13 protein-coding genes are annotated in these 13774 nt (G+C 74.4%); 8 read left to right on the top strand and 5 right to left on the bottom strand.

All coding sequences use genetic code 11. The features are described from left to right. A partial coding sequence (locus tag ACFOVU_RS10415; RefSeq protein ID WP_378532278.1) for a helix-turn-helix domain-containing protein occupies nucleotides 1-282 on the top strand: 282 nt, incomplete at its 5' end. Between the two features lie 129 nt (nucleotides 283-411). Here the strand turns inward: ACFOVU_RS10415 and ACFOVU_RS10410 are convergent. Together ACFOVU_RS10410 and ACFOVU_RS10405 are read right to left on the bottom strand one after the other, a co-directional pair. Next, a complete protein-coding gene (locus tag ACFOVU_RS10410) occupies nucleotides 412-1314 on the bottom strand; it encodes a MerR family transcriptional regulator (protein ID WP_378532276.1) in 903 nt (300 codons plus the stop codon). A 155-nt stretch (nucleotides 1315-1469) separates the two neighbouring features. Next, the gene (locus tag ACFOVU_RS10405; RefSeq protein ID WP_378532274.1) at nucleotides 1470-1874 is read right to left on the bottom strand and encodes a nitroreductase family deazaflavin-dependent oxidoreductase; all 405 of its coding nucleotides are present in this window, start codon (nucleotides 1872-1874) and stop codon (nucleotides 1470-1472) included. A gap of 151 nt (nucleotides 1875-2025) precedes the next feature. Between ACFOVU_RS10405 and ACFOVU_RS10400 the strand changes: the two genes are divergently transcribed. Then, nucleotides 2026-3513: a S28 family serine protease gene (locus ACFOVU_RS10400; RefSeq protein WP_378532272.1), complete on the top strand. Its 1488-nt coding sequence runs from the start codon at nucleotides 2026-2028 to the stop codon at nucleotides 3511-3513. Nucleotides 3514-3531: 18 nt separating this feature from the next. On the opposite strand, the gene ACFOVU_RS10395 is transcribed toward ACFOVU_RS10400, so the two are convergent. The 3 genes from ACFOVU_RS10395 to ACFOVU_RS10385 form a co-directional block, all read right to left on the bottom strand. Beyond that, complete coding sequence (locus tag ACFOVU_RS10395; protein WP_378532270.1) at nucleotides 3532-4443, bottom strand: ArsR/SmtB family transcription factor; 912 nt, start codon at nucleotides 4441-4443, stop codon at nucleotides 3532-3534. 425 nt (nucleotides 4444-4868) lie between these two features. Then, nucleotides 4869-6275: an MFS transporter gene (locus ACFOVU_RS10390; protein ID WP_378532268.1), complete on the bottom strand. Its 1407-nt coding sequence runs from the start codon at nucleotides 6273-6275 to the stop codon at nucleotides 4869-4871. Nucleotides 6276-6289: 14 nt separating this feature from the next. Further along, entirely contained in the window at nucleotides 6290-7099 is an 810-nt protein-coding gene (locus tag ACFOVU_RS10385) for a glycerophosphodiester phosphodiesterase (RefSeq protein WP_378532267.1), read from the bottom strand. A 342-nt stretch (nucleotides 7100-7441) separates the two neighbouring features. Between ACFOVU_RS10385 and ACFOVU_RS10380 the strand changes: the two genes are divergently transcribed. The 6 genes from ACFOVU_RS10380 (at nucleotide 7442) to ACFOVU_RS10355 (ending at nucleotide 13755) form a co-directional block, all read left to right on the top strand. Further along, nucleotides 7442-7942 carry an Rv3235 family protein gene (locus tag ACFOVU_RS10380; RefSeq protein ID WP_378532266.1) on the top strand — a complete coding sequence of 167 codons (501 nt, stop codon included), beginning with the start codon at nucleotides 7442-7444 and terminating at the stop codon, nucleotides 7940-7942. Nucleotides 7943-8096: 154 nt separating this feature from the next. After that, on the top strand, nucleotides 8097-9251 hold the full coding sequence (locus ACFOVU_RS10375; protein ID WP_378532264.1) for a Gfo/Idh/MocA family protein: 1155 nt from the start codon (nucleotides 8097-8099) through the stop codon (nucleotides 9249-9251). Next, nucleotides 9248-10423: a dihydrodipicolinate synthase family protein gene (locus ACFOVU_RS10370; RefSeq protein ID WP_378532263.1), complete on the top strand. Its 1176-nt coding sequence runs from the start codon at nucleotides 9248-9250 to the stop codon at nucleotides 10421-10423. Before ACFOVU_RS10375 ends, ACFOVU_RS10370 begins: the two co-directional genes overlap by 4 nt. Beyond that, on the top strand, nucleotides 10420-11313 hold the full coding sequence (locus ACFOVU_RS10365) for a sugar phosphate isomerase/epimerase family protein (RefSeq protein WP_378532261.1): 894 nt from the start codon (nucleotides 10420-10422) through the stop codon (nucleotides 11311-11313). The genes ACFOVU_RS10370 and ACFOVU_RS10365 overlap by 4 nt, the downstream gene beginning before the upstream one ends. A 363-nt stretch (nucleotides 11314-11676) precedes the next feature. Then, nucleotides 11677-12582 (top strand): 5-dehydro-4-deoxyglucarate dehydratase, encoded by a 906-nt coding sequence (locus ACFOVU_RS10360; RefSeq protein ID WP_378532259.1) that lies wholly within the window; start codon nucleotides 11677-11679, stop codon nucleotides 12580-12582. 120 nt (nucleotides 12583-12702) lie between these two features. Then, on the top strand, nucleotides 12703-13755 hold the full coding sequence (locus ACFOVU_RS10355) for a mandelate racemase/muconate lactonizing enzyme family protein (protein WP_378532815.1): 1053 nt from the start codon (nucleotides 12703-12705) through the stop codon (nucleotides 13753-13755). The last annotated feature ends 19 nt before the right edge of the window (nucleotides 13756-13774 follow it).

Below are 13774 nucleotides of genomic sequence, written 5' to 3'. Positions count from 1 at the left end.
GCGCAGCCGCTGTCCGGCCGTACCGCCGACCTGGCCCGCCGACTGGGCGTGGCCCTCGGCAAGGGCGGGGGCTCGGCCCCTCCGCCCCCGGAGGGGCTGACCCCGCGGGAGACGGAGGTACTGCGCCTCCTGGCCCAGGGCCGGACCAACGCCCAGATCGCCGAACGGCTGTTCATCTCGGCGAAGACCGCGAGCGTCCACGTCTCCAACATCCTCGCCAAACTCGGCACCCCCAACCGCGCAGCGGCCGCGGCCCGCGCCCGCGGTCTCGGCCTGGGATGAGGGCCGCGGCCGGGGCACCGACGCGGGAGCGGTCCGGCCGGCGGGCGGGCGGCGCGGATAGGATGTGCGGACGGTGACGGTGGAGGCGCGAACGCGTCCGCGACCGCTACCACCGGGGGGCACGGGCCGCTACGAAACGCCGGCCGGCCGGGCGTCGAAGACGCTGACCGGTTCGCCCTGCGCATCACCGGAGAACAACGACGGTCCATGGACGACCTGGCGGGCCGAGCGGCCCAGCCGGGCGAGGCCGTGGCGTGCGGCGTGCTCTTCGAACGCGAGAACGTGCAGGAACCCGGAGGCGGCTTCATCGACGGGTGAGAACTCATCGCCCTGAGCGGCCGCGAAGGTGACCTCGTCGCGTTGCGGCAGCGTTCCGGCGACGGCGCGGACATCCTGTCCCGTGCCGCTCCGCACACGCTGCTCGATCAGCGCGCGCGTGCGCTCATCGGCGCCACCCGCCCACGGGCGGGCCAGCAGCATCTGGGCGCCGGGGCCGCCCGTGCCGGTGTCGGGGACGGCGGTCCAGCACATGGGCGCGGGTTCCGCGCCCAGTTCGGCGAGGGCGCCGGCGAAGGCGTCGTCGACGGCGGGCGTGCTGACGGACAGCGCGGTGAAGGCCTCGGCGTGTTCGTCGAAGGCGTCGGGGATGTCGAGACCGATGATGACGCCGATCCACTCCAGCGCCGGTGCCGGGCGGGTGTGGGCGGTGAACCGAGCGGGATCGAACGCGGCGACCCGCTCGGCGACGTCGAGGTAGAAGTCCTCCAACTGCCGGCGCACCCGGACGGCTTCGCGCCATTGTCCGAACGGGAATTCCGACGCCGTGGCGAGCTCCGACAGTGGCACCCGGGCGCGACGCAGCAGCCCGATGGTGGCTCCGTGCTGGATCTGGGAGGGGGCATAGTGGCGGTACCCCGAGCCGGCGTCGACGAACGCCGGTGGCAGGATGCCGCGTTCGGCGTACAGGCGCAGTGCCTTGGCGGACAAGCCGGTCAGCAGCTGGAATTCGCCGGCGGTGAGGGTGGTGCGCATCGTCCTCCTCGGTGTGGAGCGGATCGGTTCGCCTTCAGCCTGGGCCCTGCCCCAAGGGCGAGGTCAAACCGATGTCCGTCCGTTCCGCCGACGCCCCTGTCGCCGTGCGGTGCGGCACCGCCCCCGCAACGGGGACGGTGCCGGTGGCCGTGAGGTCAGGCGATGCGGTCCAGGACCACCACGGGGATGTCGCGGTCGGTCTTGGTCTGGTACTCGTCGTAGGAGGGCCAGGTGGCCGTGAACGCCGGCCACAGGCGTGCCTTCTCCTCCGGCGAGGCGGTGCGCGCCCGTGCCCTGAACCGGTCACCCTTGACCTGGAGGCCGACCTCGGGCTCGGCCACCAGGTTCTTGTACCAGAGCGGGTGGTCGGTGGCGCCGCCGTTGGAGGCCACGATCGCGTAGGCGTCGCCGTGGGTGCGGTAGATCAGCGGGGTGGTGCGCTCCAGCCCCGACTTGCGTCCGGTGGTGGTCAGCAACAGGACCGTGGTGCCCTGCCAGTCGTGGCCCTCCTCGCCGTCGGTCTCCTGGTAGCGGTCGACGTGTTCCTTACCGAACAGCATGGCTCTCCTCGCGTGCCGCGGACCGTGTCCTCACACGGTCCTCGGTCGTGACAACTCCCCGAACACGCTTCCCTCTTCCCACTCGCGGCAACCGTCCGCAGCGTGCGCCGGCCGCCCGGTGCGGGCCTTGACGCGGCGCGGGGCGGTCCCCATGATCGGTCCGTCGGCCGACCGGGCCGGCGTCCGACGTCTCGCCCAGGAGGTCGACCCGGTGTTCCCCCCACCACCCCCCGCCGCCCGGTGGCGCACCGCCGCTGCCGCCCTGTTCACCGCCACGGCGCTGGCCCTGACCGCGGCCCCGGCCGCGGGTGCGCCCGCACCGGCCGCGGACGACATCGCCGACCGGCTCGCGGCCGTCCCCGGCCTGCGGATCATCAGTGAGCAGGAGACCGAGCCCGGGTTCCGCCACTTCGTCCTCGGCTACCGCCAGCCCGCCGACCACGACCGCCCCCGCGACGGCGGCTTCGAGCAGCGGCTCACCCTGCTGCACCGCGGCTTCGACCGGCCCACCGTGCTGCACACGAGCGGCTACGGGGTGAACACGACCCCGTTCCGGGCCGAGCCGACCCGCCTCATCGACGGCAACCAGGTCTCCACCGAGCAGCGCTTCTTCTCGCCCTCGCGCCCCGACCCCGCCGACTGGGACGACCTCGACATCGAGCAGGCCGCGGCCGACCACCACCGCCTCATCGCCGCGCTCGACGACATCTACCGGGAGGCGTGGATCTCCACCGGCGCCTCCAAGGGCGGGATGACATCGGTGTACCACCGGCGCTTCTACCCCGATGACCTGGAGGGAACGGTCGCCTACGTCGCCCCCAACGACACCTACGACCGCGAGGACAGCGCCTACGTCGACTTCTTCGACAGCGTCGGCGACGACCCCCAGTGCCGTGAGGACCTGCGCACCCTCCAACGGGAAGCGCTGCTGCGCCGGGAGAGCCTCGTGGACCGCTACGAGGAGCTGGCCGCCGAGAACGGCTGGACGTTCGATGCGACCATCGGCAGCGCCGACCGCACCTTCGAGATGCTCGTCCTGGACACGCCGTGGGCGTTCTGGCAGTACCAGGCCCCGCAGGCGTGCGCCGATGTGCCGGGCCCCGAAGCCTCCGACGACGACATCGCGGCGTTCCTCGACGAGGTCGCCGGGTTCGAGTTCTACACCGACCAGGGCACCGAGCCCTACCTGCCGTACTACTACCAGGCGGCCACCCAGCTCGGCAGCCCCAGCGTGCCCACCGCCCACCTCGACGGCCTGCTCCGCTACCCGGGCCTGTTCGCGGCCCGCTCCTACCTGACCGACGACCTCGCCGGAGCCCCGTTCGACCGGCGGGCGATGCCCGACATCGACCGGTGGGTGTCCCACCGCTCCGAGCGGATCCTCTTCGTCGACGGGGAGTGGGACCCCTGGGGCGCCGAGCCGTTCCGGGTGGGCGACGGAGCCCGGCGCGAGGCGCTGCACTTCGTGGCGCCGCAGGCCAACCACGGCGCCGACATCGCCGGCCTGGAGGCCGCCGACCGGGAGGTCGCGACCGGCGCCCTGCTGCGCTGGGCGGGGGTCGAGGGGCGGATCGCGGCGCGCGGCGCCGAGCGGATCCCGGCGCTCGACGACGCCGGGGACGGGCGCGGGCGCCGCTGACCCCGCCGCGGAGGAACCTCACGGAGCCGGGTGCAGCAGGTGCAGGCCCAGCTCCGTGAGGCGGTGGCGGACCGTGTTGCCCTCGCGCTCGCTGGCCACGAGGCCGGCGGCGCGCAGCAGCGAGGCGTGCTCGCTGGCCGAGGGGATCGAGATGTCGAGGACCCGGGCGAGCTCGCCGGTGGTGTGGTCGTTGCCGAGCGCGCGCAGCACGCCGGCGCGGGTGCGCCCGAGCAGCCGCGCCAGGACGTCGCCGCCGGGCTTCGGGCCTTCCGATGCGTGGGCGAGGAAGGACACCGGGGCGTGGCCGACCGGGTACATCAGGACCGGCGGCATCGACGGGTCGAAGAAGGTGACCGGCCGGGTGGCGCAGAAGAACGCGGGGATCACGAGCAGGCCTCGCCCACGCAGGTGCAGGTCCTGGTCGTATCCGAAGGGAAGTTCGACCGTGCGCGGGCGCGGACGGGACGCAGGCGCCGTCGCCGCGCGGACGATCGGGGCGGCCGGGCCGTCGCGGGTGGCGACCGCCGCCGCGCTGTCGCGGGCCACATCGGACACATACCCCCAGTAGGGGCGCAGCGCCGTCTCGAAGTAGCCGTTGAGGGCGCGGCCCAGCTCCCGCACCGCACGCGGCTCCTTGCGCGCCAGCCCATCCGTCCATGCGGGGCGCTCGTCGTCGCCGAAGAGGAGGCCGAGCTCGCCGCCGATGCGCCGGCGCGGGGCGCTCAGCACCTCGTCGATCCCCTCCCGGAGGCCGTGGCCGTCGGTGAGGGGGCTGAGGAAGTCGGGCGAGTACCCGACCGCCGGCACGAGGTCGAGCAGCACCCGGCTCTCCGGCGGGAGCCGGGACAGGACGCGCCGGCGCCATTGGCCGAACACGAGCTCGTCGGAGGGAGCGGCGAGCATGTACAGGCTGAGAACGATCTCCCACATGGGTTCGGGACGGGAAACGACCCGCGTTTTCGGCCAATCTCCGGGGGAGAAGTGGATACGCAGCATGACGAATTCCGTTCACTCAATCTCCGGGCATGCGAACGGAACGGAATGCTTGCCGGGCTCATGGCCGTGTGCGGCTGAGGTGGCCACGAAGCCGCGGTTCCGTGGCGTTGCGCGATAACCGGGGCCCTATCGCAGGGATGCTCCCACCCTCACCCGCCGCGGGTCGCCGGTCAAATGACTGGCCAGGCTTGGCCACCCTGTCACGGAACACGGAGAGCCGCCGCCCGGTGACGCGCGCGGCACGCTCCCTGGCCCCCGGTGCCCCTCGCGGAGAATGGCGCACAATGGCGGGGGTGTGGCATTCGCCACGGAAATTCGGTGTTTCTGGAATTGGTGCACGTAATGGCGGCGGAGCAGGATCAGACGTGCTCGGGCGGGGTGTTGCCCGCAGCGCGGATCGCCGCCGGGAGGTTGAGGAAGAACAGGATCACGAAGCCGACGACGAAGAACACCGTCAGTGTCAGGATCGCCAGCCGGTAGTCGCCGCCGGTGGCGTCCAGCGCGACACCGATGGTCAGCGCCCCGAGGAACGCCGACCCCTTGTCGCTGATCTCGTAGAGCCCGAAGTACTCGGCCTCCTTGCCGCGCGGGATGAGGTGGGAGAATACCGACCGCGACAGCGCCTGGGTGCCGCCCAGGACGATGGCGATGAAGAAGGCCAGGAGGAAGAACTGCACCGCGGAGCCGGCCTGGAGCAGCGGCGCCACGCCCACGACGATCACCCACACCACGAGGCTGCCGAGGATGGTCCGCTTGGTGCCCAGCCGGCGGGCGACGGCGCCCAGCAGCAGCGCGCCCCCGAACGCCACGAACTGCACCATCAGGATGGCGCCGATCTGCACCCCCTGGTCCAGCCGCAGAGCCTGGTCGGCGAAGGTCGCGGAGAACGCGATCACCGTCTGGACGCCGTCGTTGAACAGGATGTAGGCGAGCAGGAAGACCAGCGTCCCGGGGTAGGCGCGCAGGCTCTTCAGGGTCCGCCAGAGCTGGCCGAAGCTCGCGATGACCGTGGCCGTCGCCGATGCGCCCGGGGCGGCGTCGCCGAAGGCAACGGGGGCCGCGCCGCCGCGCATGCGGTTGCGCAGCCGGGCCAGCGGGATCAGCGTGAACAGGGCCCACCACACGCCGGCCGAGGCCATGGAGATCCGCACCGCGTGCGCCTGCTCCAGGCCCAGGCTGTCGTGGGACAGGTACAGCCCCAGGTGCACGGTGAGCAGCAGCGCCCCGCCCAGGTAGCCCATGGCCCAGCCGCGGGAGGAGACGTCGTCACGCTCATCGGCTGTGGCGATCTCGGGCAGGAATGCGTTGTAGACGACCACCGACGCGCCGAACGCAAGGTTGGCGAGGACGAACAGGCCGGCGCCCAGCAGGTAGCCGGTCCCCTGGACGAAGTACAGGCCCATGGTCGCGAAGGCCCCGAGGTAGGCCAGGCCGCCGAGCATCTCGCGCTTGCGCCCGGTGTGGTCGGCGATCGCGCCGACCGCGGGCAGGAGGATCAGCTGGAGCAGGACCGACAGGGACGTGGCGTAGGGGTAGAGCGCGGTGGGGTCCATGGACCAGCCCAGCACGCTGATCCGCCCGCCGGCGCCGGCCCCCGCCTCGGCGATGGTGGTCAGGTAGGGGCCGAGGAACACGGTGATGACCGACGTCATGAACACCGAGTTCGCCCAGTCGTACATGTACCAGCCGCGCCGCTCCCGCTGCCTCTCGGCGGGGCCCGGGACGGGCTGGTCGGGTGCGCCGGGCGCCTCGGGTGGGTGGGCCATGGGGGGTTCCTGTCTCACGCGGCGGTGTGCCCGGTATTGTGCCAGGCGCCGCGCTCACGCAGGACATCGCGCAGCGCCACGACGTCGTCGGTGACGATCCCGTCGACCCCGGCGTCGAGCAGGCGGCGCATCAGCGTGGGGTCGTTCACCGTCCACACGTGCACGTGGAGGCCCAGGCGGTGCGCGGTGGCGATGAGGTCGCGGCTGAGCAGCGGGAAGCCGCGGCCGACGCGCAGGGGGATCTGCGCGCAGGCCGCGCCGGCGCGCGCGAGCGCCCGCAGCAGGGGCGACATCGACGCCAGCCGGAGCCGGGCCACGTCGGCGGGCCCGCACGAGGTGGCGACGGGGCGCCCGAAGGCGCGCCGTGCCCGGTCGAGCCGGCGCTGGTGGAAGGAGCCCACGCAGACCCGGTCCCAGGCGTTGGTCCGCCGCACCGCGGCGACGAGGGGGTCCACGGCGCGGTCGGCCTTGATGTCGATGTTGAAGCGCGCCTGGGGCCAGGAGCCGAGCAGGTCCTCCAGCAGGGGCACGGGCTCGACGCTGCCGACGCGTGCGCGGCGCACCTCGGAGTAGGGCAGGTCGGCGATGGCGCCGCCGCGGTCGGTCGCGCGGTCGAGCGTGGGGTCGTGGAAGGCGAGCAGTACGCCGTCGCGCGTGGCGTGGACGTCGGTCTCCAGGTACCGGTACCCGAGGCCGACGGCGTGCGCGAAGGCGGCCGCGGTGTTCTCCAGCGCGCGGAGGGGCCGGCCGTCGTCGCCCACGGTCCACCCGCCCCGATGCGCGAGCCCGATCGGCGCGGGGAGGTCGAGATACCTGTGCCTCACACGCAGCAGTATGCCCAACCGCCGGCCCCGTTGTTTCGGCCGCCCGGTGCACCCTTCGGGAACATGGCGCGGCCCGTGGGTTCCCGGGGCGAGGGGCCGGTGGTCGCGGGGTGGCCGTGGTGGTCGGTGGGGGAGGAGCGTGCAGGCCGGGGCGGGTGCAGCGGGTGAAGGCGCCGCGCGGGCCGAGAAACCCGGTATTCCAGGTGGCTTTTGCACGGTCGCCGCGGCTCTGGGTGGGTGACGGGCGCACCGCCCGCCACCGATCTCCGGTTCCGCGCCGCCGCTCCCGGGCCCCGGCTCCCGGGCGGACCGCGCGGTCCCCATTGCGAAGGGACTCCCTGCATGGCCCCGACCCCCTCGTCCTCCCCCACGCCGCCGCACCCGCACCGGCCGCTCTCCGGCCCCCGCCGCCCCGTCCCCGGCGGCGGGGGCCGCCCCTCGTCCCCCTCCGGCGCGGGCCACCGCCCCGTGGCCCGCCGCCCGGGGGCCGGGTCGCCGGCGGGCCCCGGCGCCGGGCCGCGTGATCCGCGGGCCCGCCAGCTCTCGCACTTCGCCCAGTTCATCGCCGAGGTGCTGGCGGGGGAGCGGGCGCCGGAGCAGATGCGCCACCTGTTCTCCCGGCGGGCCTATGCGCTGCTCCTGCACCGGGCGGGCGGCTATGCGTCGGGCCACCGGCCGCGCGTCACGCGGACCCTGCTGCGCGCCGAGCATCCCGGGGTGACCGAGGTCAGTGCCGTGGTCGACTGCGGCACCCGGTGCCGCGCGCTCGCGCTGCGGGTCGCCTACGCTCAGCACGCCTGGCTGTGCACGCACGTCGAGACCGACATCGGGCGCGGCCGGTGATCCGCCGCCCCGGCCGGAAGACCGGTCGCCGCGCTCCGGCCGGGGCGGTCCCCGCGGTTTCCGGGGGTGCGCAGGCGGGACTCGGCGTCTCTGGCGCTGGAAGGCCGGTTAAAGTACCTTGGAAAGCGCTTTCTCAAACAGAGGGGTAGGACGTATGCACGAGCGGGTGCTGGGCGTCGCCATGAACGGCGTCACCGGCCGCATGGGGTATCGGCAGCATTTGACCAGGTCGGTGCTTGCGATCAGAGAGGCCGGCGGGGTCGTCATGCCCGACGGAACGCGGGTCGTACCCGAACCCGTCCTGGTGGGCCGGTCCGCGGGCAAGGTGCGCGAAATCGCCGAGCGGCACGGGATCGAGCGGTGGAGCACCGACCTCGACTCCGTCCTCTCCGACGACTCCATCGAGGTGTACTTCGACGCGCAGATCACCAGCGCCCGCGAGGACGCGGTGCGCTCCGCCATCGCCGCGGGCAAGCACATCTACACCGAAAAGCCGGCCGCCACCTCCCTCGGCGCGGCGCTGGAGCTCGCCAAACTCGCCCGCGACGCCGGGGTGAAGAACGGGGTCGTGCAGGACAAGCTCTTCCTGCCCGGCATGCTCAAGCTGCGCCGGCTGGTCGAGAGCGGGTTCTTCGGCCGCGTGCTGTCGATCCGCGGCGAGTTCGGCTACTGGGTCTTCGAAGGCGACTGGCAGGAGGCCCAGCGCCCCAGCTGGAACTACCGGTCCGAGGACGGCGGCGGCATCGTCCTGGACATGTTCCCCCACTGGCACTACCTGCTGGAGCACATCTTCGGGCCCGTCCGCGCGGTCACGGCCCGCGCCGTCACCCACATCCCCGAGCGGCGCGACGAGCAGGGGGAGCCCTACGCCGCCACCGCCGACGACGCCGCCTACGCCGTCATCGAGCTCGACGGCGGCGTCGTCGCCCAGATCAACTCCTCCTGGTGCGTCCGGGTCGACCGCGACGAACTGGTGGAGTTCCAGGTCGACGGCACCGAGGGCAGCGCCGTCGCCGGGCTGCGCGAATGCCGGATCCAGCACCGCGCACTGACCCCCAAGGCGGTCTGGGACCCCGACACCGCCGTGGCCGGCGACTACCGCAGCCAGTGGGACCGCGTCCCCGACAACGCCGACTTCGCCAACGGCTTCCGCGCCCAGTGGGAGCTGTTCCTCTCCCACGTCCACGCCGGCACGCCCTTCCCCTACGACCTGCTCTCCGGCGCCCGCGGGCTGCAAATGGCCGAGGCCGGCCTGGCGTCGTCGAGCTCGGGGCGCCGGGTGGAGATCGAGGAGGCCGAGCTCGCATGAGCGACCTGACCATCGCCCTGCCCGGCCCCGGCGGCACCCTCGCCGAGCACACGCTGCTCGCACGGCCCGCCGCCTCCGCCGGGCCCGTCGCGCCGCCGCGCTCCCGGGTGGCCTACGCCGCCGCCCACGTCGTCGCCGACCCGCTGGCGGGCAACGGCGCCGGCGCCCCCGCCCGCCTCGACTGGGACGCGACGCTGGCGTTCCGCCACCACCTGTGGGACCTCGGCCTGGGGGTGGCCGACGCCATGGACACCGCCCAGCGCGGCATGGGCCTGGACTGGGCGGCCACCGCCGAGCTGATCCGCCGCTCGGGCGCCGAGGCCGCCGGCCGCGGTGCCGCGCTGGTGTGCGGCGCCGGTACCGATCAACTGGGCGCCGACACCGGCACCGCCACTTTGGAAAGCGTTATCTCCGCCTATAGCGAGCAGCTCGCCGTGGTCGAGGACGCCGGGGCCACACCGGTGGTCATGGCCAGCCGGGCGCTGGCAGCCTGCGCGCGCGGCCCCGAGGACTACGCCAAGGTTTACGGCCGCCTCCTGGAGCAGGTGCGCGGCCCCGTCGTCCTGCACTGGCTCGGCACCGCCTTCGACCCCGCGCTGGCCGGGTACTGGGGCCACGACGACCCGGCCGACGCCATCCCCGATGTCGCGGCCCTCATCCGCGAGCACGCCGGCCGGATCGACGGCATCAAGGTGTCGCTCCTCGACGCCGGGCTGGAGGTCCGGCTGCGCGACCTGCTCCCCGAGGGGGTCCGCCTCTACACCGGCGACGACTTCGACTACCCCGGCCTCATCCTCGGCGACGACAACGGGTACTCCGACGCCCTGCTCGGCGTGTTCGCCGCCATCGCCCCCGCCGCCTCCGCGGCCCTGCACGCGCTCGACTCCGGCGACACCGCCCGCTACCGGGACCTGCTCGCCCCCACGGTTCCGCTGGCCCGCCACATCTTCGCCGCGCCCACCTACTACTACAAGACCGGCATCGCCTTCCTGGCCTGGCTCAACGGCCACCAGCCGGGCTTCACGATGGTCGGCGGGCTCCAGAGCGCCCGCGACCTGCCCCACCTCGCCGAGGCGTTCCGGCTGGCCGACGCCGCCGGGGTCCTCACCGACCCCGCCACCGCGGTGGCGCGCATGCGCCTGCTGCTCGACGTCGCGGGGGTGCGGCCGTGACCCCCGCACCCGGCACGGCCCTGCGTGACGTGCCCACGGGCGCGCCCGCCGCGGTCGCCACCCCCGAGCCCGGCGACCCCCGGCTGGCACGGCTCTCGCTCAACCAGGCCACCGTCAAGTACTGGAGCCTCGCCCAGGCGATCGAGGGCTGCCTGCGCGCCGGGCTGCCCGCCATCGGGCTGTGGCGCGAACCCGTCGCCGAGGCCGGGCTCGCCGCGGCCGCGCGGGCCGTGCGCGACTCCGGGCTGCGCGTCTCCAGCTACTGCCGGGGCGGGTTCCTCACCGGCCCCGACCGGGCCGCGGCGCTCGACGACAACCGCCGCGCGATCGACGAGGCCGCCGAGCTGGGCGCGCCGTGCCTGGTCATGGTGGTGGGCGGGCTGCCCGGGGGCGACCGCGACCTCGCCGGGGCGCGCGAGCGCGTCGCCGACGGCATCGCCGAACTCGCGCCCTATGCGGGAGAGCGGGGGGTGCAACTGGCGTTGGAGCCGCTGCACCCGATCTTCTGCGCCGACCGGGCGGTGCTGTCCACCCTGGACCAGGCGCTGGGGGTCGCCGAGCGCTTCCCCGCCGCTCAGGTGGGGGTCGTCGTGGACGCCTACCACGTGTGGTGGGACCCGCGGGTCGAGGAGCAGATCGCGCGGGCGGGGGAGCGCATCGCCTCCTTCCAGGCGTGCGACTGGGTGCTCCCGCTGCCCGCCGACCAGCTCCTGGGGCGCGGCATGGTCGGCGACGGCCACGCCGACGTGGGCCGGCTGCGGCGCGTGACCGACGCCGCCGGCTACACCGGCGACATCGAGGTCGAGATCTTCAACGAGGACGTCTGGAACGCCGACGGCCACGAGGTCATCGCGACCCTCGCCCGCCGCCACGTCCAGTACGTCGTCTGACGGCCATGGCGGCGCACCCTCCCCACCGCCCGCGGCCGCGGATCGCGCACGGCCACGGGCGGCAGCGGAGGCGCACGCCCGGGTCCCCGTCGACGGGCGGAGCGGTCGCCGCGGTGACGGCCTGCCGGGCGGCCCCCTGGGCGGACGCCGTCTCCGCCCGGGTGCGGCGCCCCCGTGCCGGCTTCGTTCGGTACGACTCGGCGGCTGCGCCGACACGACCGATCGCGACGGTCCCGTGCGTCGCGCGACCGGGCTCCCGGCGCGGTCGGGCCCTCGCCGGAGCCCCGGGGCCGACACACGACCTTCGCCGGCGCGTGAACGCGTCCGTCTCCATCCCCCACTGACGAGCCAAAGGACCTGCCCATGCAGCTCGACGGAATCCTCTTCTTCCCGGTCACACCGTTCGACGCCGAGGGGCGGCTGAACGAGGACGCCCTGGACCGCCACATCGGCGCCGGCCTCGAGCACGGGCCCGGCGGGGTCTTCGCCGCCTGCGGAACCGGCGAGGTGCACGCCCTCTCCAACGACGAGCACGCCCGCTGCGTGCGCCGCGCCGTCGCCGCCGCCGGCGGGCGGGTGCCGGTCGTGGCGGGCGCGGGCGGCAGCGTGGGCACCGCCATCGAGCAGGCCGCGGCCGCCCGCGACCTCGGCGCCGACGCCGTGTTGCTGCTCCCGCCCTACCTGGTCGCCGGCCCGCAGGGCGGCCTGGTCGACTACGTGCGCGCCGTGACGTCGGCGGTGCCGATCCCGGTGATCGTCTACCAGCGGGGCAGCATGGTCCTCAGCCCGGCGACCGCGGTCTCGGTGGCCGGGCTGCCGGGCGTCGTCGGGATCAAGGACGGTGTCGGCGACCTCGACCGGATGGCGCGCATCGTCGCCGCTGTCCGGGCGGACCGCGGCGACGACTTCACGTTCTTCAACGGGCTGCCGACCGCGGAGATCACCGTTCCCGCCTACTCCGCCATTGGTGTCCCGCTGTACTCCTCGGCGGCCTTCGCCTTCGTCCCGGAGGTCGCCGGGGCGTTCCACCGCGCCTTCCACGCCGGGGACCCGCTCGCCGAGACCCTGCTCGACGTGTTCTACCGGCCGCTGGTCGCCCTGCGCGACCGCACGCCGGGCTACGCGGTGTCCCTGGTCAAGGCCGGGGTACGGCTGCGCGGCGAGGAGGTCGGCGGCGTCCGGCCGCCCTTCACCGACCCCTCGGCCGCCGAGGTGGACGAACTCGCGGCGATCATCGACGCGGGACTCACCGCGGTCAAGGGGGGCTGAGGCACCGTGCCGCACACCACCGACCCCACTGCGCCGGGCACGGGACCGGCCGCAGCCGCCCCTGCCGCGCCCGCCACCCCGGCCGCACCTCACCCCGGCCCTGGCACCGGCACCGGGACGATCGCCCGCGTGGAGGCCGAGATCCGCCGGCTGCACCTGCACCGGCCCTGGGACGGTGGGGTGGCCTACAACGACATCGTCGTCACCCGGATCACCACCGGCGACGGCCGCACGGGGACCGGCTTCGCGTGGACGCCGCGCGTGGGCGCCCGCGCGGTCCGGGCGCTGCTGCTGGACGACTGCCCCGTGGCGCTCCTGGGCCGCACCCCCGACCCCGGCCCGCGCTGGGACGACCTCGCCGCCCACCTGAGCGAGGCGGGCGCGGGGGGCCTGGCGGCCATGGCGATGGCCGCCGTCGACATCGCCCTGTGGGACCTTGCATCCCGTGACGCCGGCACCCCGCTGGTCGAGCGCATCGGCCGCCGGCGCGGCCGGGTGGCCTCCTACGGCAGCGGCGTCAACCTCGACTACGAGGAGGACGATCTGCTGGAGCAGGTCCGCGGCTGGCTCGACGCCGGCCACGACGCGGTGAAGATGAAGGTGGGCTCCGCCGACCTCGCCCGCGACGTGCGGCGGGTGGCGGCGGTCCGGCGGCTGCTGGGACCGTCGCGGCGGCTGATGCTCGACGCCAACCAGCGGTGGGACCTGCCCGCGGCGATCCGCGCCCTGGGCGCGCTCGCGGAGTTCGCCCCCTACTGGATCGAGGAGCCGCTGCCCGCCGGCGACATCGACGCCCACGTCCGGCTGCGCCGCACCACCGCCATCCCGTTCGCGATCGGGGAGAACCTGCGCACGGTCGGGGAGTTCCGCGCCGCGCTGGCGGCCGGGGTGTGCGACATCGCCCAGCCCAACGCCGTGCGGGTCGGCGGGATCACCCCGTTCCTGCGTGTGGCCGACCTCGCCGCCCAGCACAGCGTCCCGGTCGCCCCGCACCTGCTGCCGGAGCTGTCCACCCAGCTCGCCCTGTGCGTGCCGCTGGTCTCGATGGTGGAGGACATCGACCGCGCCTCCTTCGCCGCCCTGGGCGCCCTCACCCACCCCAGCGGCGTGCGCATCCGCGCCGGCTGGGCAACGTCCGACACCGGCCCGGGGCACGGGCTGGAGTTCGCCTGACCGATATCGGCGGGGGGGG

Origin of the sequence: Nocardiopsis sediminis (assembly GCF_042650565.1) — a bacterium.
GTDB classification, from domain to species: domain Bacteria; phylum Actinomycetota; class Actinomycetes; order Streptosporangiales; family Streptosporangiaceae; genus Nocardiopsis_B; species Nocardiopsis_B sediminis.
The sequence above is the reverse complement of the archived record's forward strand: the minus strand, read 5'-3'. Positions and strand labels throughout refer to the sequence as shown.